20 protein-coding genes are annotated in these 23,381 nt (G+C 33.9%); 2 read left to right on the top strand and 18 right to left on the bottom strand.

The features are described 5' to 3' along the window. Window positions 1-42: 42 nt before the first annotated feature. The 9 genes from coaE to tnpB form a co-directional block, all read right to left on the bottom strand. A complete protein-coding gene (coaE, locus tag CN692_RS11030; RefSeq protein WP_098119212.1) occupies window positions 43-636 on the bottom strand; it encodes a dephospho-CoA kinase in 594 nt (197 codons plus the stop codon). A gap of 75 nt (window positions 637-711) precedes the next feature. Further along, entirely contained in the window at window positions 712-1,362 is a 651-nt protein-coding gene (gene ytaF / locus CN692_RS11035; protein ID WP_098119213.1) for a sporulation membrane protein YtaF, read from the bottom strand. A gap of 58 nt (window positions 1,363-1,420) precedes the next feature. Next, entirely contained in the window at window positions 1,421-2,254 is an 834-nt protein-coding gene (gene mutM / locus CN692_RS11040) for a DNA-formamidopyrimidine glycosylase (RefSeq protein WP_098119214.1), read from the bottom strand. A 129-nt stretch (window positions 2,255-2,383) separates the two neighbouring features. Further along, the gene (gene polA / locus CN692_RS11045) at window positions 2,384-5,008 is read right to left on the bottom strand and encodes a DNA polymerase I (protein ID WP_098119215.1); all 2,625 of its coding nucleotides are present in this window, start codon (window positions 5,006-5,008) and stop codon (window positions 2,384-2,386) included. Between the two features lie 345 nt (window positions 5,009-5,353). After that, window positions 5,354-5,533 (bottom strand): DUF4177 domain-containing protein, encoded by a 180-nt coding sequence (locus tag CN692_RS11050; RefSeq protein WP_098119216.1) that lies wholly within the window; start codon window positions 5,531-5,533, stop codon window positions 5,354-5,356. A 466-nt stretch (window positions 5,534-5,999) separates the two neighbouring features. After that, on the bottom strand, window positions 6,000-7,760 hold the full coding sequence (gene pnpS, locus CN692_RS11055) for a two-component system histidine kinase PnpS (RefSeq protein ID WP_098119217.1): 1,761 nt from the start codon (window positions 7,758-7,760) through the stop codon (window positions 6,000-6,002). Next, a complete protein-coding gene (locus CN692_RS11060; protein WP_098119218.1) occupies window positions 7,753-8,469 on the bottom strand; it encodes a response regulator transcription factor in 717 nt (238 codons plus the stop codon). Before CN692_RS11060 ends, pnpS begins: the two co-directional genes overlap by 8 nt. 536 nt (window positions 8,470-9,005) lie before the next feature. Then, window positions 9,006-9,476 (bottom strand): MaoC/PaaZ C-terminal domain-containing protein, encoded by a 471-nt coding sequence (locus CN692_RS11065; protein ID WP_098119219.1) that lies wholly within the window; start codon window positions 9,474-9,476, stop codon window positions 9,006-9,008. Between the two features lie 475 nt (window positions 9,477-9,951). Further along, complete coding sequence (gene tnpB / locus CN692_RS11075; protein ID WP_098119221.1) at window positions 9,952-11,085, bottom strand: IS200/IS605 family element RNA-guided endonuclease TnpB; 1,134 nt, start codon at window positions 11,083-11,085, stop codon at window positions 9,952-9,954. Between the two features lie 320 nt (window positions 11,086-11,405). On the opposite strand from tnpB, the gene CN692_RS11080 reads away from it, so the two are divergent. Continuing rightward, a complete protein-coding gene (locus tag CN692_RS11080; RefSeq protein WP_098119222.1) occupies window positions 11,406-11,870 on the top strand; it encodes a phage tail protein in 465 nt (154 codons plus the stop codon). Window positions 11,871-12,435: 565 nt separating this feature from the next. Here the strand turns inward: CN692_RS11080 and mdh are convergent. From mdh to CN692_RS11100, 4 genes are all read right to left on the bottom strand, one after another. Next, on the bottom strand, window positions 12,436-13,374 hold the full coding sequence (gene mdh, locus CN692_RS11085; protein ID WP_056472247.1) for a malate dehydrogenase: 939 nt from the start codon (window positions 13,372-13,374) through the stop codon (window positions 12,436-12,438). Between the two features lie 36 nt (window positions 13,375-13,410). Next, complete coding sequence (gene icd / locus CN692_RS11090) at window positions 13,411-14,691, bottom strand: NADP-dependent isocitrate dehydrogenase (protein WP_098119223.1); 1,281 nt, start codon at window positions 14,689-14,691, stop codon at window positions 13,411-13,413. A 133-nt stretch (window positions 14,692-14,824) separates the two neighbouring features. Beyond that, entirely contained in the window at window positions 14,825-15,943 is a 1,119-nt protein-coding gene (gene citZ, locus CN692_RS11095; protein WP_098119224.1) for a citrate synthase, read from the bottom strand. Window positions 15,944-16,120: 177 nt separating this feature from the next. Further along, window positions 16,121-16,579, bottom strand: coding sequence for a DUF441 domain-containing protein (locus CN692_RS11100; RefSeq protein WP_098119225.1), 459 nt, complete (start codon window positions 16,577-16,579; stop codon window positions 16,121-16,123). 121 nt (window positions 16,580-16,700) lie between these two features. Here CN692_RS11100 and ytvI point away from each other — a divergent pair, with 121 nt between their 5' ends. Beyond that, window positions 16,701-17,822, top strand: a complete 1,122-nt coding sequence (gene ytvI / locus CN692_RS11105; RefSeq protein WP_098119226.1) for a sporulation integral membrane protein YtvI — start codon at window positions 16,701-16,703, stop codon at window positions 17,820-17,822. Between the two features lie 87 nt (window positions 17,823-17,909). On the opposite strand, the gene CN692_RS11110 is transcribed toward ytvI, so the two are convergent. The 5 genes from CN692_RS11110 to accD form a co-directional block, all read right to left on the bottom strand. Beyond that, entirely contained in the window at window positions 17,910-18,305 is a 396-nt protein-coding gene (locus CN692_RS11110) for an FxsA family protein (RefSeq protein ID WP_098119227.1), read from the bottom strand. Between the two features lie 125 nt (window positions 18,306-18,430). Next, window positions 18,431-20,185: a pyruvate kinase gene (gene pyk / locus CN692_RS11115; protein WP_098119228.1), complete on the bottom strand. Its 1,755-nt coding sequence runs from the start codon at window positions 20,183-20,185 to the stop codon at window positions 18,431-18,433. A 70-nt stretch (window positions 20,186-20,255) separates the two neighbouring features. Continuing rightward, window positions 20,256-21,215 (bottom strand): 6-phosphofructokinase, encoded by a 960-nt coding sequence (gene pfkA, locus CN692_RS11120; RefSeq protein WP_098119229.1) that lies wholly within the window; start codon window positions 21,213-21,215, stop codon window positions 20,256-20,258. A gap of 252 nt (window positions 21,216-21,467) precedes the next feature. Beyond that, window positions 21,468-22,418, bottom strand: coding sequence for an acetyl-CoA carboxylase carboxyl transferase subunit alpha (accA, locus tag CN692_RS11125; protein WP_216854007.1), 951 nt, complete (start codon window positions 22,416-22,418; stop codon window positions 21,468-21,470). After that, on the bottom strand, window positions 22,418-23,218 hold the full coding sequence (gene accD / locus CN692_RS11130; RefSeq protein ID WP_098119277.1) for an acetyl-CoA carboxylase, carboxyltransferase subunit beta: 801 nt from the start codon (window positions 23,216-23,218) through the stop codon (window positions 22,418-22,420). The genes accA and accD overlap by 1 nt, the downstream gene beginning before the upstream one ends. Window positions 23,219-23,381 lie beyond the last annotated feature (163 nt).

The following is a 23,381-nucleotide window of genomic DNA, read 5'->3' on the forward strand; positions in this document are numbered from 1 at the left end:
ACACATAAGTCGGATTTTGGTTAAACTATTTACATTATTTTCTTAAATAATTTTATTTAATAGGTCTTTTACTTGTCTTTTTGTATCCTCAAGGTCACCATTATTATCAATTACATAGTCAGCTCTTGCCGCTTTTTCCTTTACAGGTATTTGAGATGCTATACGTAATCGTGCATCCTCTTTCGATAATCCATTACGATCCATCAACCGTTTTAGTTGGTTTTCTTCAGACACTGTTACCACGATTACCTTCTCCACCAATTCAATTGAGTTACCTTCATATAAAAGTGGTATATCTAAAATAACAAGTGGCTCACCTTGATTTATGTACTTGTCTGCTTGTTCTTTCATTTCTCGTCTGACTTCGGGATGTACAATCCCATTAAGTTGTAAGCGCTTTTCTTTATTATTAAAAATAATACTTCCAAGAAGTGGCCTGTTAATTTCTCCAGACTCCAATAGAATCTCACTTCCGAAAGCTTCTTTAATCATTTCATATGCAGGTTGTCCAATTTCTACTACTTCTTTAGCAATTACATCTGCATCTACAATGGGAACATTTAATTCTTTTAAAAAATTAGAAACAGTACTTTTGCCACTTGCAATACTGCCAGTTAGTCCAAAAATTTTACCCATCTTATGATTCTCCTCACTAAATAAAGAGGCCCAAATGGAAAAAATCCATTCGGAAACACTCTTTCAGTCTATTTATTACATCTTCAATAATCCAATTAATATTAAAAAAATGCCTGGTAAAAAAGTTAATTTTTGAAGCCATAATGTTTTCGATAACACATTTCCTAATTTCATACCAAATATTAAAAATAATGCACTAGCAGTTGATGTTACAAATGCTGTCAATAATGGAGAAAATCCAAGTAATGATGCACCGATCCCAGCACCAAATGCATCAAGTGAAAGTGCAAAACCAAGTAACAAAGCTTCCAATCCATTAATACTTCCAGAACGATCTATATCTGCAGTTGTAGGCTTCTTTAATATTTTTACGACCACACCTAAAATTTCAAATTCCCAGTCAATCCCTTTATCTTCAATCTCATTTTTTTCTTCCGCTGCTGATTTAGCGTTTTTATTCGATCGGTAAAATTGAAAAAGTACCCACAAACCTATACCTACAAGTACAATTCCTCCGATTCTTTTAGCGATTACTGGTGAGAATAAGTCTGTAATTGCATGCCCAATGCCCATTGATGTCATTAGTATAATCCCTGAACAAGATGCAATTGTAATAATTGATTTTAAAGGAATTTTTACTTTTCGAAGTCCATAAGTAAATCCAACACTGCAGCTATCTAAGCTTAGCGCGCATGCTAGTAGTATTAATGATAGCATATTTACCATAAAAATAGGCTCCTCTCTTTCGTACTCTTGTTATAGTATGAAAGAAAGGAACCTTATGTTAATTTTTTTTAGGCTGACAAACCGGACAAAAAGAAGTACCCCTGCCACCCACTGTTATCTTCTCGATTGGTTGTCCACAATTATGACATTCCAATCCTTTTCGGCCATACACTTTAATAATATCTTGAAAGGTTCCTATTTTCCCTTGCGAGTTTACATAAGAACGAATCGTACTTCCACCTAAATCTACAGCTTCTTTTAATGTTTCTGTTATAGTTTCGGCAAGTAATTTTATTTGTTTTGGCTTTAAAGATGATGCAGGTGTTTCCGGATGAATCATAGCCCTAAATAAAACCTCATCAACATAAATATTGCCTAAACCAACCACCAATTCCTGGTCTAATAACACGACTTTAATTTTTCGATTTGTATTTTTAAGTTTTTCTTTCAAGTACTCCGGAGTAAACTCATCCGAAAATGGCTCTGGCCCTAACTTAGCAAGTGGAGGCCCTTCACTTTCCTCACCTTTATTAAACAAATGCATCGTCCCGAATTTGCGAACATCTTGATATCGAAGTTCTGTGCCATCATCAAATAGAAAACGCACATGAGTATGAGGTGCTACAGGTTCTTCGGTCGGGAAAACTCGAAATTTCCCTTCCATTCTTAAATGAGAAACAAGTGTGAAATCACTTAATTGAAATAGAAGAAATTTACCTCGACGATTAATATTTTCTACAGTTTGACCTTTGAGTAAAATCTGAAACTCTTCAACTTCACTAGGTTTCTTAATGATCTTTCCCCATGAAACGATTACTGTCGAGATTGTTCTTCCTACTACTAAGTCCAATAAAGTTCGTCTAACCGTTTCGACTTCCGGTAACTCAGGCATACAATTTTCATCCTATCTATTAATTTAACTGTATAAGTACTATTGGCATTGAATTCATTATCGTTACAAGAATTGCACTTACTTTTCTATCCCTGCATTTTCTAGTCTAGATCGTAAACACGCTCGATATTATTTAGCTTCAAACCAAGATTCTCCAGAATTATAGTCAACCTTTAGCGGTACTAATAATTCGACTGCATGCTCCATTACTTCTGGAACTAATTTTTCTAAAGTTGCTAATTCTTCTTGAGGTGCTTCTAAAATTAATTCATCGTGTACTTGTAAAATTAATTTTGCTTGAAGCTTTTCTGCTTTAAGTCGTTCATCTAGTAAAATCATTGCCTTTTTAATAATATCCGCAGCACTCCCTTGAATAGGCGTATTCATCGCTGTTCTTTCAGCAAATCCACGAATATTAAAATTAGAGCTTGTAATTTCAGGAATGTAACGACGTCTATTTAAGATTGTACTTACAAATCCATCTAACTTAGCTTTTTGAACGATATCTGACATATAATCTTTTACTTTTGGAAAACTAGCAAAGTATTTTTCAATAAATATAGCTGCTTCTTTTCTTGTAATACCTAAGCTTTGTGATAAACCATAATCACTAATTCCGTACACAATCCCGAAGTTAACAGCTTTTGCTTGTCTTCTCATATTACTTGTCACTTCATCTGCATTAACATGGAAAACATCCATTGCAGTTTTTGTATGAACATCAAAATCGTTTTTAAATGCTTCCATTAAATTATCATCTTGCGCTATATGAGCCAATACTCTTAACTCAATTTGTGAATAATCGGCTGCAAAAATAACCCAATCTTTTTTTGAAGCTACAAAAGCTTTCCTAATTTTTCTACCTTCTTCTAATCGAATCGGGATGTTTTGAAGGTTAGGATCAATTGAGCTTAAACGACCTGTTTGTGCCAATACTTGATTAAAGCGAGTATGAACCTTTGAATCTGTCTGATTGATTACTTTTAATAATCCCTCGACGTATGTGGAATTCAATTTTCCAACTTGTCGATAATGAAGAATTAATCGAATAATTTCATGCTCTGATTCTAATTTTTCAAGGACATCAGCAGAAGTCGAATAACCTGTTTTTGTTTTTTTACCAGACGGCAAATTTAATTTCTCAAATAAGATAACACCTAATTGTTTAGGCGAATTAATATTGAATTTCTCACCAGCTAGCTCATAAATATTTTCTTCAAGTACTTTTAATGTATTAGCTAGCTCTGAACCCATCGTACGAAGAGTCTCTTCTCTAACTGTTACTCCTTCAAATTCCATATCACCTAAAATAAACGTTAATGGTAATTCTAACTCAGTTAATAGTTCATATTGACTATTTTGTCGTAATGACTCTTCAAGTGTTTCTTCTAACTTACTAATAGCAATCGATTTGCGAACGATATACTCTGCTAAAACTTCTTGAGATGGCTGCGCTTGTTTTGCCCCTTTACCGTAAATTGACTCTGCAGTTTGAATTGAAAAATCAATTTTACCATTTACGAGATCAGCAAATTCTTTATTAGACTGTGCTGGATCATATATATATGAAGCAAGTAACGGATCGAAATTAACTCCTTTTAAATCAATTCCTCTCCACTTCAGTGCAACATATGCACCTTTCGCGTCATATACATTCTTTTTAACACGCTCATCCTCAAGCCACTTTTTAAACAAATCTGATTCTAATCCAACAGATGTTGGAATGAAGAAATGGCCCTTTTCATTTGAAAGTCCAAAGCCTTGAATTTCTTCCGAGTGATAATTTTCACCAATCATTTCCACGATTAAGCTTGAATGATTTGCTAAGTGTTTCTCTTCGATTGAATCAAGTTCATCAAACTTTATCTCTTCTAGTTCTTCGACTGATTCCGTTAGATCCAATTTAGCTAATAAAGAAGTAAAACCGAGAGATTTAAAAAATTCTGCTACCTTATTCACATCTGCTTCAGGAAGCATAGTATCATTTACAGTCAGTTCGATTGGCGAGTTTGTATCGATTGTTGCTAATTGTTTGCTCATTAGAGCTTGTTCTTTATTTTCACTTAAATTTTGAAGAAGCTTAGCCCCACTTACTTCATCTAAATGATCATAAAGGCCCTCTACAGTTTGAAACTGTTTTAAGAGCTTAATTGCAGTCTTTTCACCAATCCCCGGAACACCAGGTATATTATCTGATTTATCACCCATTAAACCTTTCATATCAATAATTTGCTCAGGTGAAATCTCATACTTTTCAAGTATAGCTGCCGGATTATATTCCTCTACCTCAGTAATTCCCTTTTTAGTCATACTTACTGTAATACGGTCATCAACTAACTGTAATAAATCTCGATCTCCAGAGATGACTTTTACTTCATATTCATCTTTTGACGCTTGTCCTGCAAGTGTTCCAATAATATCATCCGCTTCGTAATTATCTAATTCATAACGCGCAATTCCATAAGTATCTAATAGTTGACGAACAAGTGGAAACTGTTCACTTAACTCTGGTGGAGTCTTCTGTCTTCCACCTTTATACTCTTTAAATGTGCTATGTCTAAATGTAGTTTTCCCAGCATCAAATGCAACAAGCATATGACTCGGTTTTTCGTCCTCAAGAATTTTCAACAGCATCATTGTAAAACCATAAATCGCATTCGTATGAACACCCTTATCATTACTCAATAAAGGCAATGCAAAAAAAGCCCTATAGGCAATACTATTCCCATCAATCAAAACCAACTTATTCTTCAAAAATAAATCCCCTTTCTTAACTTCAGGGTAATCATCCCAGCTTTTGATATGTTATTAATACCAACCTTGCCTCAATTCCCTTATCCAGCTCTTAATAAAAATTCAACTTTTTATGTAAATTCTTTTTCATGAAATCTTTAATCTAAAAACGAAAACAAATAACTTATTTTAAATTGAGCTTGGAATTTATTTCCTTCCCAAAGCCCTGCCCTACTATTTTAACATGAACTACTCATAAAAGAAAAAGAGGTCGTCTTTGATTTACCATTTAAAAGTATTTATTCACTCAGATGAAAGTTGAATAATATATGACTTTTAGAATGAATCAAAAGACTACCTCTGTATTTATTCGAAATCGAGTATTTCTCTTTCAAAAATCAATTCAACACTAGCTCCTTCAATCGCTTGTTGGCTATCGACAACTTGATGAAGACGCCAACCACTTTTAGCATAATTTCCAACTACATCATAATAATGACGATTTGAAGACTTAGTGTTTACTTTTACAAATTCATATTCGTACATCAATAATCAACCTCCGATGTATGATTCTACTACCCATAATTTCCCCAAAAATTATAAAAGTAACATAATCTAATAAAGAAACTTTGTCGACTGACAAGCCTTTTTTTGCGAAGGTAGAGGCTTAGTTGTACTGATACTTTATTCTTAAAATTGGCTACCACATCGAGTACGATCCAATTTATACTTTCTGAATATGCAATAAAAAAAGGTATCCTCTAGTATGGACAGGTTGATAAAAATATAAAACTGAACTACCAAAGAAAATCCGCTGACTGACTAGCCATTAGAAGAATATTGAGGGTATTTGCAATTACACTTATTTTGATTTTTCTTTTCAAATAAAAAATCCCGGAAGTATCAATACTTCCGGTTTGAAGACAACACCTTGGATGAAGGGGTTTTCATCATTACTATAACAATTTTTTATTAACGATTATTAAATCTACTGTAAAATATGTGTAAATTATCAAATTGAAGTATTTTTATTTAACGTTACAATAAATGATGTCCCATGACCTAGTTTACTTTCTACTTCTACTTTACCTTTATGAGCTTCAACGAGATGCTTCACAATAGCTAGCCCTAAACCAGTTCCACCTGAGTTTCTGCTTCTTGCTTTATCTACTCGGTAAAAACGTTCGAAAATACGAGAAATATCTTCTTTCCCTATTCCTACCCCTGTGTCATTTACTTTTATTACAATATGATCATCCGCCTCAACAGCAGTAACAAATACTTTGCCACCAGTTGGTGTATAATGAATCGCATTATCCACTAAATTGATAAATACTTGTTTTAACCTTAACGCATCAGCATTCACCACTAATGGACTATTCAAATATAATTTGAATTCTATATTTTTCTCTAATGCCTTTTGATTCATCATTTGGTGGACATCTTCAATGACTTGTTTTACCGAGACTTCTGCAAGGTCTAATTTAAAATTTTGCTGCTCTATTTTAGATAAGTCTAATAAATCTTGGATCAGTGTTTGCATACGGTCACTTTCCGTTAATATAATCGATAAGAAGTTTTTACATAACTCCTCACTTTCCATTGCACCATCTAGAAGAGTTTCAGTAAAACCTTTAATAGACGTAATCGGTGTTTTCAGTTCATGAGAAACATTTGCAAAGAAATCTTTACGAACTTGCTCTAGTTTCTTTAATTCACTTATATCATGAAAAACAAGAACAATACCTTTCCATTCATGATTAATCCCAATAATTGGCGCACCATAAATTTCAAAATGTTTTCTTTCAATTGATAACGGCAGAATAATTTGCTTCCTAACTTTTATTTCTTTTAAGAAGATTTCTTCTACGATTTCAATTACTTCTTTATGTTTAAATGCATCATAATAAAGTTCACCTAAAATACTTCTCGAGTCCACTTTAAATGTCTCTCGATACGTTTTATTAATTAAATTAACATGGCCTCTACTATTAATTAAAACGACACCACTACCAATATTATGGATTAGTGTGTTTAATCGATCTTGCTGCATTTCTTGTTGCATTGTCATTTCCTGAAGATTCTTTGCTAGGACATTCATTGCCTGACTTAGAACAGTTGTTGATTCATTGCTTTCAGTCAATGTTCTAGCTTTATAATTACCTTTAGATAATTCAATGGCAACTTGGGTGATATCCTCAATCGGTTTTGAAAATTGATGTGAATATCGTATTAATAAGATAATAATTGCAAATAACACAAAACCTAATAAAGAAAATAGCAGCACCCAAATACTACTATATACTTCTTTGATTGACTTAGTTGAATAATCAACTATTAAAAATTCCTTATTCCCATTTTGATCTGTAATTCTCTTTCCATAAAACTTAGCGCCAGATTCTTTTTCGCTAAATTTAGCGGCTTTCTTTACTTGATCAAGTTGATCTAAATAAGAATTTAAACTTTTTGATGCAATAGTTAAGTCTGCATTGCTAGATTTAGCAATGAGATTGTGCTTGTCATCAAATAACAAAACATCTATATTTAAGTCCTTTGATATTTTCTTTAACATTTGATCAGAAATATTACTAGTTAAAGGTGTATTTGACTCCATTATCGAAGCAATTAAGTTTGTTTCGCGCGCAATCCTTTGATCAAAGTTTGTTAAATAAAACGATTTAAATATCTGCCCTAATATGATTCCTAATATCGCAAGGATCACAATAATAATTGCGGAAAATCCATAGAGCAATTTTCGATTTAGTTTACTCATTCAGTCTAGGTTCCTCTAATTTATAACCTAATCCACGAATCGTTTTAATATAAACTGGTTTTTTAGAGTCTAGTTCTATTTTTTCTCTTAAATGACTAATATGAACGTCGACAATTCTAGTATCACCTGCAAAATCATAATTCCAAACTGCGCTTAATAATTGATCTCGAGTTAATACTCTACCTTTATTTTTTGTTAAATATAATAATAACTCGAATTCTTTAGGCGTTAACTCCAGTTTTTCACCTTGGAAATATGCTTCATAGTACTCAGGTAAAATTTTTAAATCCCCAATTATAAGCGTATCAGTATCATCATTAGACTGTACTGGTGTTTCAGTAATTTTACTTCTTCTTAAAATAGCTTTTACGCGTGCTACAACTTCTCTTGGGCTAAATGGTTTAGTCATATAATCATCTGCACCAAGCTCAAGTCCTAAAACTTTATCGAATTCATCATCTTTTGCGGTTACCATTAAAATAGGAGTCGTATTTCTTTGTAATCGTAATTCTTTACATACTTCCATGCCATCTTTTTTTGGTAGCATTAAATCTAGAACAATTAATTCTGGCTTCTCTTCAATCGCTTTTTGTAAACCTGCATCACCATCAGTTGCCGTAACGACTTGAAATCCTGCTTGTTCTAAGTTGAATTTGATTAAGGTTAAGATATGCTCTTCATCGTCTACTACAAGAATTTTATTGTTCATTTTTTTATATTCCTCCAGGTTAATGTTAAACCCTCATCCATTTTGTATCTTATTTTATTTTTATTTATCTATTTTTAATCATACTAGAAATTTATTCAGACGTAAAACTTTAAAAGCAGGTCGGGCTGTTTAATGCTTAGTAGTAAAAACTGCGGATATTAAAATTAGATACTAATAAGTAAGCTAATGAGCATGGAGACGATGTTAGCATAATCATAGAGGATTCATGAGTTAATAAATGAGTAGGAATATGAGCTTTTTTAACTCATAAAGGGGTCATGAGTTAATAAGTGAGTGGGATTTTGAGCTTTTTTAACTCATAAGGGGGTCATGAGTTAATAATTGAATGGAATTTTGAATTTTTTTAACTCATAAGAGGGTCATGAGTTAATAAATGAGTGGGATTTTGAATTTTTTTAACTCATAAGGGGGCCATGAGTTAATAAATGAGTGGAATTTTGAATTTTTTTAACTCATAAGGCTGTAGTGGTAATAAAGCTACCTTCATAAAAAAAGAATGTCTTTTGACATTCTTTTTAAAAGTTTTCATATAGTAGTGCATTTGATTGATTTACTGTAGGTGGAATAACGGTAAGTTTTCCAGTTGCAATTTCAGTTTGCGTCTTGTTTAAAACGCTTACATTAATTTCCACTTCATTTTTTTCTATATTAATATCAACTACTTCAAAATGAATTGAGATTGTTTCATTGTGGTATATATGTTGATCAAATTGAAGTTCTTTTTTTACAACGTGACTTCCCGGTCCAGGTAAGTGCTTTGTAACTGCTGCAGAAACTAATCCGCTAATAATAAAGCTTGGTACGATTGGTTTATTATATTTTGTTTGTGAAGCATAGTTATATTGAGTATATAAAGGATTTGTATCGCCTGTTAATGCCAGGTATAAGTAAATATGTTTTTCTTCAATATGTTCTGTTACAATTAATTTTTCTCCAATTGAAATGTCTTCAAGTTTTCGTCCGATCTTTGCTTTTTTAGTTAACATATTAAACCCCCTGTTTATCTTAATATTTTAAAAATTCGATAAACAACAGCAAAATTCCTTCTTAATCGGCAAATTTTTTATCAAAAAAAATAATAAAAATTGTCAATTTAATCTATTTGTATTTTCTCCCTATATAGTAGATAAAATTCTTTGCTCCACATTTAATTTCTCCCCCTCCATTTTGCTTATTCAAAATAAACCAAAGGAAATTGAAACAATCATATCGAAAATATAATAAGAGCTTACGAAAGGAAGAGGCAACTTTGAATAATATCATTTTTCCATGATTTATCTTGATTATATTAATCGCAGTTTTTATTCTAATCATTGAACTACTCACCACTTAACACCCCTACAGGTTGTTTGAAGTGGGAGATTCTTGGGAACAGAGCATACTTGCTAGTGTATTTTTTCCAGCAGAGGTTTCTCTTATTTACCAAGCTACCCCCGTAGATTCCTACGGTTCTAAGATTGTTTATGCCAGAGCTAATGTTCGTAAGCCTTCAGCTAGAATGTTTTTACTGGCATTTATGTCTCTATCGTGATGTTCATGACAAATAGGACATGTCCAACTTCTGATCTCAAGAGGTTTCTTGCCACTTTGGTGCCCACAATCGGAACAAATTTGACTGGATGGAAACCATTTACTTACTTTTATGATTGTTTTACCGTACCATGTAGCTTTGTATTCTAATTTCGTTACAAAAGCAGACCATGATACATCAGAGATTGATCTGGCTAATTTATGATTACGTAACATTCCTTTCGTATTCAGGTTTTCGATACAGATAATATCGTGGTTTTTGATAATTTCTGTACTCAACTTGTTAAGAAAATCGTCACGTTGATTCATTACTCTTTCGTGTAATCTAGCAATTTTTCGTTTTTGTTTCTGATAGTTTTTTGCATCAAGAAGGTTAAACCCATTTTTTTTAGCCATTAACGTACGTCTTGAAAGTTTTCGTTGTTCACGTTTTAGTTTCTTTCCCATTTTGGAAGTAAATTTATTATTATCAATCTTGCGACCATCAGAAAAAATGGCAAAATCAGTGATGCCTAAGTCTATACCAATAGATGATTCAGTTTTCTCTAGGGGTTGTACTTCTACTTCAGCAAGAATGGATACAAAGTATTTACCACTTGGGTTTCGTCTAACGGTAGCATTAAGAATCCGTCCATCCACTTCACGACTTTTGGCAAAGCGAACAAGATCAAGTTTGGGCAATTTTATCTTGTTACCCACAATGGCAATATTTTCATTTGTATGCTTGGTTGTATAGGATTGTACATTGTTCTTTTTGGACTTGAAACATGGAGCATGATTTTGCTTGTTGAAAAAACGACTAAACGCGTCAGCAAGATTTTTGAGAGAGGACTGCAAGGATATGCTGTCCACTTCTTTCAGCCAGACTAGTTCTTTTTTTAGTTGAGTCAGCTCGGCAGAACAAGTATTGTAAGTTAATCCTTGACCAGTTTCCTTGTATGCATCGTTCCATTTTTCTAAGAAACGGTTAAAAACAAATCGACAACAGCCAATAGTCTTCGCAATTAAAGTTTCTTGTTCCTTATTAGGATAGATCCGAAACTTATAGGCTTTGTTTATCATCATTGTTCTCACCTCGTTTTTTTCTTGTTATATTCTATATTTTACAAAATATTTAGGCTAAAGCCAACCGACACTCATCTTCCACCTACTCACTGGACTTTGTCCTTCACGTTCCTGGAGGAAGGAGTCTTCTGTCGGAAAAAGATAAATTATTGAGAAAGTCTAAAAGGTCATAATTCAATCCAATCCCTTCATCCCATGTATTAAAGAATCTAGGGTTTGCTGAAGAGTTAACTTGTACATACTTATATCTTGAAATACCATACCGAATTATTTAGATATTAACTGAAATTTAGCCAAGGAAGAGAAAAGGAGAGTTGGGAATGTCTTATATCGTTGATTTTAAAAATGTGTCTACAGTCGGTTTAGAGTCTTCACCTGTTGCTGAAGCTCTTGCAGGTTTACGTGCAAATGAAGCACGCTACTTTATGAACAAATATAAACATGTATTTACAGTAGTACCAGCAAGCGAAAGTCAAGATGCTCTTGATTATGCAAATCGTATTTTGAAAGAAGAGCGAGATATTGAATTTGCAGCCAAACCATTAGAAACGTCGAGTTTTCAAGTAGAAAATATTAAATTTACTTACGTATTTTATGAAGATGGTCTTTCGATAAATGTTATGTATACGGTTGATGATCCTAAGAAGCGAGCAGTTGGCTTTAAGCTATCTGATGGTATGGAAGTACCATTGGAATTAGTAGAGAAATTTAAGTTCGCTAGACAGAAGTCTAAGCTAGCAGGAACTATTCGTGGCTCATATTTTGTTATTAAAGGCGAATATTAAACTAGCAAAAGAGTAGTCATTTTAACATTGAACCGACTTAGGAGATTTTAAATGAGGATGTCCTAAGAGTTAACTTTTATGGGCATCCTCATTTTACATTTATAGGCTAAATTAAAAAGAAGAGTAGTCGAACTATAAGTCGATGCAAATAAGATCGTGAAACTTGCTAATAAAAATCCGGAAACTGCAATTAAATGTCAAAGTGCAATTAAGAATGGAGAATCTGTAATTAAAATCAGCAAAACTGCAATTAAATTAGCTAATATCCTTTTTCAGATAAGATATTACCTATACCGGTTAGGGTATTCTTCCTGAAAATGATCAAAATTAATTGAACAAAAACCAAATTTACTCTATTTCTTGCTCGACCGACTAAAAAAAGTGAAGAATTAAACTAAATTTCCGAAAATGGGGATCACAAAATCAGCACTAATTGCAAAACACCACTAAAATACCCCTACTTTGCTCCAAGAAGGACTTAGCCCAAAATTTCTCTAATTAAAATAGGGGCCGCCTAGGTGTCAGTAATTGACATCTAGGCGGCCCCTTCTTCAAACTTTTTTATTTAAGCTAATACATTCATAACGTTTTTAACAGCTACAACTGAACGATCTAATGCTGTTTTTTCATCAGCAGTTAAATCTAATTCAATAATTTGTTCAATACCGTTACCGCCAATAATTGTAGGTACTCCTAAGTATATTCCGCTGTAACCGTATTCGCCTTCTAAGTACGCGATTGTAGGTAACACACGACGTTGATCTTTAAGAATAGCTTCAACCATTTCTACTAAAGAAGCAGCTGGTGCATAATACGCACTGCCGTTACCTAGTAGATTAACGATTTCTCCGCCACCCTTACGAGTACGCTCAACAATAGCATCTAAACGATCTTTTGGAATTAGTTTTTCTAATGGGATACCACCTGCATATGAATAACGCACTAATGGTACCATATCATCTCCGTGACCACCTAAAACAAATCCAGTTATATCTTTAACAGATAAGTTTAGTTCTTGAGCAACAAACGTTCTAAAACGAGCTGTATCAAGTACTCCAGATTGTCCGATGACACGGTGTTTTGGAAATCCTGCTTCTTTGTATACTGTATAAGTCATTGCGTCAACCGGGTTCGTTAAAACTACGATTGTACAGTTAGGAGAGTATTTTACGATTTCACGAGTAACTGCTTTCATGATGTTTGAGTTAGTTGATACTAGATCATCACGACTCATACCCGGTTTACGGGCAATTCCTGCTGTGATGACTACTACATCTGAATCAGCAGTGTCAGCATAATCACTAGTACCAATAATGTTCGCATCAAATCCTTGGACAGGACTTGCTTCAAGCATATCTAAGGCTTTACCTTTTGTAGGGTTCTCTAGTTGCGGAATATCAACTATAACAACATCCCCTAATTCCTTTTGTGCAAGCAAGAAAGCTGTTGTAGCACCAGTAAATCCAGCACCTACTACGGAAATTTTACGTCTACGAATTGACATACAAATACCTCCCTTTTGTTTACAAACACAATTTAATTATACAAGAACTGATTCCATATTAGAAATTAATTCGCTTGCAAATTCAGAACATTTTACTTCAGTAGCCCCGTCCATTAGACGAGCAAAGTCATAAGTAACAACTTTTGAAGCAATTGTTTTTTCCATTGAAGTTAAAATCATAGAAGCTGCTTCATTCCAGCCCATATGCTCAAGCATTAATACTCCAGAAAGAACAACTGAAGATGGGTTAACTTTATCTAATCCAGCATATTTAGGTGCTGTACCATGAGTAGCTTCAAAAATAGCATGTCCAGTTTCGTAGTTGATATTTGCTCCAGGAGCGATACCAATTCCACCAACTTGAGCAGCAAGTGCATCAGAAATATAGTCACCATTTAAGTTCATTGTAGCTACTACATCAAACTCACGTGGTCTAGTTAAGATTTGTTGTAAGAAGATATCAGCAATGCTGTCTTTTACTAAGATTTTGCCAGCTTTTTCAGCATCATCCATTGCTTTATCAGCAGCATCTTTACCGCTTGTTTCTACAATGCGATCGTATTCTGACCAAGTAAATACTTTATCACCGAACTCTTGTTCAGCAACTTCATATCCCCAGTTCTTAAATGCACCTTCAGTGAATTTCATGATGTTACCTTTATGAACTAAAGTTAATGATTTACGGTTTTCTTGGATTGCATAATTAATAGCAGCGCGCACAAGACGTTTTGTACCTTCTTCAGAAATTGGTTTAATACCGATACCAGATGTTTCTGGGAAGCGGATTTTATTAACACCCATTTCTTTTTGTAAGAATTCTAATACTTTTTGTACTGCTTCAGAACCTTTTTCATACTCGATACCAGCATAGATATCTTCAGTGTTTTCACGGAAGATTACCATATCTGTATCTTCTGGACGTTTAACTGGTGAAGGTACACCTTCAAAGTAACGTACTGGACGTAAGCATACGAATAGATCTAATTCTTGACGTAATGCTACGTTTAAAGAACGAATTCCGCCACCAACTGGTGTTGTTAAAGGTCCTTTGATTGCGATCATGTATTCTTCAATTACATTTAAAGTTTCTTGAGGTAACCACTCACCAGTTGCGTTGAATGCTTTTTCTCCAGCAAGAACTTCTTTCCATTCAATTTTACGAGTACCATTATATGCTTTTTCTACAGCTGCATCTAATACACGTGAAGATGCTGCCCAAATATCTGGACCTGTTCCGTCGCCTTCAATAAAAGGAATGATTGGATTGTTTGGCACGTTTAATTTGCCGTCTAATAAAGTAATTTTTTCAGCTTGCATTACATGCTCCCCCTTGTATAAATAATTAAATACATTTAAATACATGCTTTTGAGAGGAAGATGGCTCTTCCTCTCTTTACTATACCACTATTATTCGGATATTAAATACTATTTTAAGTATTCAATCTCTTACTTATGCACGCTCTTCAATTGGAATGTAAGAGTTTTTCTCTGGTCCTGTATAATCTGCGCGTGGACGAATAATACGATTATTTTCGTATTGCTCTAAAATGTGCGCAGTCCAACCAGACATACGGCTAATAGCAAAGATTGGTGTAAATAAATCATGTTCAATTCCTAAGCTGTGATATACAGATGCAGAGTAGAAATCAACATTTGGCGGAATATTTTTTTGAGTTGTAACAATCTCTTCAATTTTTTCAGACATTGTGTACCATTTTAATTCTCCAGTAATTGCACCTAATTGACGAGACATTTCTTTTAAATGTTTCGCACGTGGGTCCCCACCACGGTATACGCGATGTCCGAATCCCATAATTTTAGCTTTAGCATCCATCTTCTCTTGAATGAATGTTTCAACATTTTCAACCTCACCGATTTCAGCTAACATTTTCATAACGCTTTCATTTGCGCCACCATGTAACGGACCTTTTAAAGCACCGATTGCAGCTGTAATTCCTGAGTAAATATCAGATAATGTAGCTACGCAAACGCGTGCAGTAAAAGTTGAAGCATTTAATTCATGGTCAGCATGTAGTACTAAAGCCTTATTAATTGCTTCTTCTGCAATTGCATTCGGTTTATCACCTGTCAGCATGTATAAGAAGTTAGCTGAGAATGATAAATCTTTATTAGGAGCAACTGGCTCAAGCCCCTGACGAATTCGAGAAAACGCTGCCACAAAAGTTGAAATTTTAGCTTGAAGCTGGATTGCTTTTAAATAATTTGAATCAGAGTCCATTGATTCCGCATTTTTATCATACATTGCAAGCATTGAAATAACTGTGCGAAGGACCGTCATAGGATGTACATCTTTTAAATTAGTTGATTTTAAGTAAGTAATAACTTCTTCTGGTAATTCAGCATTTTCTGCTAATTGTGAAGATAGTTCTTTAAGTTGATCCTTATTTGGTAATTTGCGTTGCCATAATAAATATACTACTTCTTCAAAACTCGCATATTCTGCTAATTCATCAATCCCAATACCTACATACGTTAATGTATCATCAATAATAGAACTTATAGAAGTCGTAGCTGCTACAACACCCTCTAAACCACTTTTAACTGTCATATTGCCCTCTCTCCTTTACGCAAAAATTTCCCCTAGTATTTATTAACATATATATACTGGTATAACTCTTTTATAATACCGAGTATACATAGAAAGGAACCCTACTATCATTTATTATAAACAATAATCTGACTTTTGTGAATGAAAACAATTTACTAAAATATAATTATTATGCAATTACTTAACTAATTCTACAATCCAAATGAATAGATATGCGATTCCAGCGCCTATTAACGGGCCTACTGCAACCCCTTTAAACACGGCTACAGACAATACAGTACCTAGCACTAGCGCAGCTGTTATTTGTGGACTAGTTGCTAGTAAATGAACTCCTCCTTTTGCAAGTAATGCGACAGCGATACCAGAAAGCAAGGCAATCCATGCAACAGGAGTTTTTAATGCTTCGATCAATTGTTTAAAACCGATTTCACCAGTTGCAATCGGCACTAAAACAGCAATCGTAATAATCGTTACTCCTAAATTAATACCTTTTGATTGCATATAAGGAAATACTCGTGCCCCTAAAGGAGTATATTTTAGTACTAACAATACTATAATTGAAATAATTAAAGAGTTATTTTTAGCAATCACACCAATTAATAATAAAACCAAAAGAAAAATTGTTGATTCACTCATTTGTTAGTATCCCCTTAATGAATATTTTATTAATAAATACTACCAAAATTTACTATTATAAAAAAATAATTCTTGATAAAATAAACTAGAGGACTATTTTACATTGGAAGGAGGTAAAAATTTGAGTAGAACTTTAGTTTTTCAAATCATTCGTTTTTTATTTGTGATCGCATGCATTATTTTAGGCCTTTACGTTGCTTTATTCATATCTAAACTTACATATCCTTTTATTATCGCAATCATCGTCGCATATATTTTAAATCCACTAGTTAATTTATTAAACGAAAAAGCACGTATTCCAAGAGGAATAGCTGCATTTTTATCAATTATTTTACTTTTAGCAGTAGTTGCAGGATTGTTTACACTATTAATTACTGAAATTATTTCAGGGTCAACGTATTTAATTCAAGTTGTTCCAGATAGCTTTGAACGATTAATATATTTTGCTGAAAATATTGTCTCAGATAAAGTTATTCCTTTATACGACTTAATTATGAGCAAATATAGCCAGCTCGGTGCTGGACAGCAACAGACAATTCGAACTAATATTCAATCGATTGGTGATTCTGCAATTAACCTAGGGAAAGATGGATTAAATGGGATTATTTCCGGGATTAAATTAGTAATCGCACTACTCCCAAACACAGCTACAGTAATTTTCGTTTCTTTCTTAGCTACATTCTTTATTAGTAAAGATTGGTACAAAATTAAAAATTTATTCGCAAAATATACTCCAAATCGCATCCAACACTACAGCAAAACAATCTTTATTGACCTACGAAAAGCTTTGTTTGGTTTCATCAAAGCACATATCACTCTTATATCTATGACAACAGTGCTAGTCTTAATCGGTTTATTAATCCTTAGAATCCCTTTCGCAATCACTATAGCTATTTTAATTGGCTTCATTGACTTACTACCATACTTAGGAACAGGCTTAATTTTTGTACCATGGATTTTATATACTTTCCTTTCTAGCGACTATAAATTAACGATTGGTCTCGCAATTTTATATGGTGTTGTAATCGTTCAACGTCAACTTGCTGAGCCAAAAGTTCTATCTTCAAATATAGGCCTAGATCCACTTCCTACTTTAATCTCGTTATTCGTTGGTTTTAAATTTTTTGGTTTTCTAGGTTTAATTGCCGGACCTGTTACACTAGTAGTACTATCAACGTTATATCGTGCAAAAGTCTTCCATGAGCTTTGGAAATATGTAAAAGGTTCACATTTAAAAGAATAAACAAAATTCACTCTGAAATTTTTTGCAAAAAAAACCGAGAAAGCAATTTCTCGGTTTTTTAATTCATTTTGTATTTAATTAAAGTAACTATTTTTTTATAAATCCCGTCCAAACAACATTACCTTTAAACTTCTTCATTACAAAATAAAGAAGTCGTTGAACCAATATAATTCTAATTGGTTTAATTAACAATATTAATGCCAATAAATCCGTAATTGGTCCCGGAATGAAAAATAAGAGACCGATGAGAAAAAAGGATAATCCTTCTATCATGAGTAAATCTGGCATTTTGCCTGCCCGAAGCTGTTCCTCGGCTTGTTGTTTCACTGTAACCCAAACGCTTCGCATGATATAAATACCAATTAAAAATGTACCGATCAACCATAGGAATACTGTTAAGGAACCAATAAATCTCCCAAGTATTGTTAAAAAGAATAAATCTATAATTGGGATTAACAATAGCCATCCAACCAATTTCTTCATGATAGTTCACCTCTTACTAAGAATATAAATAAACCGTTTAACTAAATTATGTTAAAACTACACGCTTTTTTAAACAAAATCAAAAAATAAAGAGAAGGTAACTTCGTCCTTCTCTTTATTATATATTAAAATATGCTCTTATGTCCTGTACTAACAATTCCTCTTGAAGCATCTACTGTAACAGCTTGACCGTTTACTAAGATGTTTGTTGCATTATCAACACCAACAATTACTGGAATTCCTAAGCTTACACCAACTACTGCAGCATGACTAGTTAATCCGCCTTCTTCAGTAATGATCGCTGCCGCTCTTTCAATTGCTGGCATCATGTCTTTATCTGTGCTATTTGTTACAAGGATACTTCCTGGTGTAACTTTAGAAACAGCTTCTTCACCTGATTTTGCGATAACAACTTTTCCTGCAGCAGTTTTACGCCCAATTCCTTGACCTTGAGCAATTACAGCTCCCACTACATGAATTTTCATCATATTTGTCATTCCTGTTTCACCAACTGGTAATCCAGCAGTAATGATGACAGTGTCACCGTTCGAAACGAATTTAGCGTCTTGAGCTGCTTCCATTGCATGTTGTAACATTTCGTCAGTAGAATTTGCTCTTTCTCTATATTCAGTTTGAACACCCCAAACTAAAGTTAAGCGACGGCAAATACGAATATCAGAAGTAATTGCTAAGATTGGAGCCTTTGGACGATATTTCGAAATCATTTTCGCAGTATGTCCGCTCTCTGTTGGAGCAATAATTGCAGCAACTTTTAAGTTTAATGCCGTTGCAGCAACAGATTGGCCAATTGCATCTGTGATTGTTCCTTTATTTTCTCTTTGACGCTTTTTAAATAATTCTTCGTATTGCAAGCTTTTTTCAATTCGAAGTGCAATAGAGTTCATCATTGAAACTGACTCAACTGGGTACGTACCTGCAGCAGTTTCACCTGATAACATAATTGCATCAGTTCCATCAAGAATTGCATTCGCTACGTCACTTGCTTCCGCACGTGTAGGACGTGGATTACGTTGCATTGAATCTAACATTTGAGTAGCAGTAATAACTGGTTTGCCTAAATTATTACATTTTTTAATTAATAGCTTTTGAACGATCGGTACTTCTTCTGGTGGAATCTCTACGCCCATATCACCACGTGCAACCATTAAGCCATCAGATACATCAAGAATTTCATCGATATTATCAATACCTTCTTGGTTTTCAATTTTTGGGATAATTTGAATATAATCAGCGTTATGTTTTCCTAAAAGCTCACGAATTTCAAGTACATCAGAAGCTTTTCGTACAAATGATGCTGCAATAAAATCAACTTTTTGCTCAATACCGAATTCAATATCACTAATATCTTTTTCCGTAATACCTGGTAGGTTAACACGTACATTTGGTACGTTTACACCTTTTTTATTTTTTACTAAACCGCTATTTAAAATTTTTGTACGAATATCTTTTCCTTCAATACCGACTACTTCTAATCCTATTAAGCCATCATCGATTAAAATTCTTGATCCAATACGTACGTCGTCAATTAATCCTTCATAAGATACTGCAAATTTTTCTGCTGTACCTACTACTGGGTCAGTCGTAATGATTACTTCATTTCCAGTTTTTAATTCAGCTTGGCCACCCTCAAAATCTAAAGTACGAATTTCAGGACCTTTTGTATCTAAAAGAATCGCTACAGTTCTTCCAGTTTTCTCTGAAGCTTCGCGAATACTTGTAATTCTTGCTGCATGCTCTTCATGAGAACCATGTGAGAAATTTAAACGTGCTACGTTCATCCCGGCATTAATTAACTCTACTAATTTTTCTACCGATTCACTAGCAGGACCAATCGTACAAACTATTTTTGTTTTACGCATTTTTTACCCTCCAAATTTATATAAAACTCTCAAAACTATTTTATGAAATCGATTGCTCAATCAAATCTAATTAAATTGAAAGCTCTTGAGATAATTGATACATATCTTGATCAAGCTCATGCTTTTTAGATAATGCTTCGATAATATCATGATCAACTAACTTATTATTTTGGATACCGACACAACGGCCACCTTTGCCTTCCATAAGAAGTTCTACGGCCTTTGCTCCTAAACGACTTGCTAGAACTCGATCGGCAGCGCTTGGTGAACCACCACGTTGAACATGTCCTAAAACTGTTACACGCGTATCAAAGTTAGTTCGATCTTGTATTACTTTACCAATCTCAATTGCACTTCCAACGCCTTCTGCAACTACAATGATACTATGTTTTTTACCACGCTCACTACCGCGGTTTAATTTACTGATAATATCATCCATATCATAATCACATTCAGGTATTAAAATCGTTTCTGCTCCATCAGCTAAACCTGCCCATAAAGCAATATCCCCTGCATTACGTCCCATTACTTCAATTACATATGTACGTTCATGTGATGTTGCTGTATCACGAATTTTATCAATCGCATCAATAACAGTATTTAAAGCTGTATCGAAACCAATTGTAAAATCAGTGCCTGGAATATCATTATCAATCGTACCTGGAACACCAACACAAGGATAACCATGTTCAGTCAGTTTTTTTGCACCTTGATATGAACCATCGCCACCGATAACAACTAAACCTTCAATTCCAAACTTTTTCAGCTGTTCGATTCCTTTCATTTGTCCCTCTACTGTTTTAAACTCTGGACAACGTGCACTTAGTAATTTAGTCCCTCCACGGTGAATAATATCACCTACAGAACCTAATTCAAGCTTTTCAATATTTCCATTAATAAGACCAGAATAACCTTGATATACACCATACACTTCTAAGCCATGGAAAATCGCTTTCCTTACAACTGCACGAACTGCAGCGTTCATTCCTGGAGAGTCTCCTCCACTAGTTAATACGCCAATTCTTTTCATTATGTATTCACCTCAATGATTTTACCTTATGCTTTTATTCATTTAAATAAGTTACCATGTAATACATTTTTAAACAATAGAAATAATGTGAACTTTTTCATAAACTTTTTTTAATGAATGTAACACTTGTAAAAAGTATGACGATAGCCTTTATACATATTGCTATTTTTTACTAATTTCTAAAAAAAATACAAAAAAGAGCATGCTAACATATTGTTTCACACACTCTAGAAGTTAAACTAAATAATATTGTTAAAAAGAAATTTGTCCTAACTTTGCGTGTTTTTCATATCGTTGTTGAACTAATTCTTCTTTATCCATAGTTAGTAAAGACTTTAATGTCTCATATAAATACTTATCGATATATTTTGCCTGTTGTTCAACATCATTTTGCGCTCCGCCTTTTACCTCAGGAATAATTTGGTCCACTACCCCTAATTCTAATAAGTCTGGAGCTGTAATTTTCATTGTTTCTGCAGCTCTACGTGCTTGCGAAGCATCCTTCCATAGAAGTGCTGCTGCACCCTCAGGTGAAATAACAGAGTAAGTCGAGTTTTCTAACATCAGTAATTTATTACCGATACCTAGTGCTAGAGCACCTCCACTACCGCCTTCACCAATTACAATACAAATAGTAGGTACTTTTAAACCTGCCATTTCAAAAATATTTCGAGCAATTGCTTCGCTTTGCCCTCGCTCTTCGGCTGCTTTCCCTGGATAAGCACCTTTTGTATCAATAAATGCAATAATCGGTCTATTAAATTTCTCTGCTTGCTTCATTAAACGAAGTGCTTTTCGGTATCCTTCAGGATGGGGCATACCAAAATTACGTTTAATATTCTCTTTTGTATCTTTACCACGTTGATGTCCAATAACAGTAACTGGTAATCCGCGATATGACGCAATACCAGATACGATTGCTGCATCATCACCAAATAATCGATCCCCATGGCACTCAAAGAAATCATTAAATAGTCTATCTATATAATCTAATGTAGTTGGTCGTTCTGGATGTCTAGCAACTTGTACACGATCCCAAACACCCATGTTACCATAAATTTCGTTTTCTAAAGTTTTTAAACGTTCTTCTAAACGTTTGATTTCCTCAGAAAAATCAACATCATGTTGACTTGTATAAACTTTTAATTCGTCTATTTTCGTCTTAAGTTCATGAATCGGTTTTTCGAATTCTAACATAACCACTATTGCAAGACACCCCCTTGATGTAAATTAAGGATTGTAAATAATTTTGATCGTAATTCTAAACGTGAAATTACTGCATCAAGCTGACCATGATTTAACAGGAATTCAGCTGTTTGGAAATCCTCAGGTAATTCTTCACGAATTGTTTGCTCGATAATGCGTCTACCAGCAAACCCAATTAACGCACCAGGCTCAGCAAAGTTAAAATCGCCTAATGATGCAAAGCTAGCAGATACTCCACCAGTTGTCGGATTTGTCATTATTGAAATTGCTAAATAGCCTAACTCGCTATGCTTTTTAAGTGCCGCACTTGTTTTTGCCATTTGCATTAAGCTTAAGATACCCTCTTGCATTCGAGCTCCACCAGATGCAGTAAAGATAATAAACGTACATCCATCAGCAGAAGCGCGTTCAACCGCACGAGTTATTTTCTCTCCTACAACAGATCCCATGCTACCCATACGGAATCTTGCATCCATAACTGCTATAACAACAGGAATTCCGTCGATGTTTCCTTTTCCTGTAACAATAGCCTCATTAAGCTCTGTTTTTTTACGATCCCCTTCAAGCTTTTCGATATAATCCGGAAAGTTTAAAGGATTCGCAGAAATCATATTTTTATCAAATTCTTCAAATGTGTCAGCATCAATTAAGCTTTCAATTCGCTCATATGCTGTCATTTGATGGTGATAACCACAACTATTACAAACTTTTAGGTTTTTTATTAATTCTTTTGTAATGCTTATTTTTTTACATTTAGGACATTTTGTCATAACACCATCAGGTAAATCTTGTCTCATTACTTCTGAAGGTATAGATGCATATTTTTTCTTTTTGGAAAATAAGTCTTTGATTTGCAACCTAATTCCTCCTAACTTTTTTAGTACTAAATACTAATAGGATACTATAAATGTTATACACTTTTTGTTAACATTTGTCGATAATATTCAGCTTAATTTCGTC

The organism is Bacillus sp. AFS002410 (genome assembly GCF_002556365.1).
Classification (GTDB): Bacteria; Bacillota; Bacilli; order Bacillales; family Bacillaceae_G; genus Gottfriedia.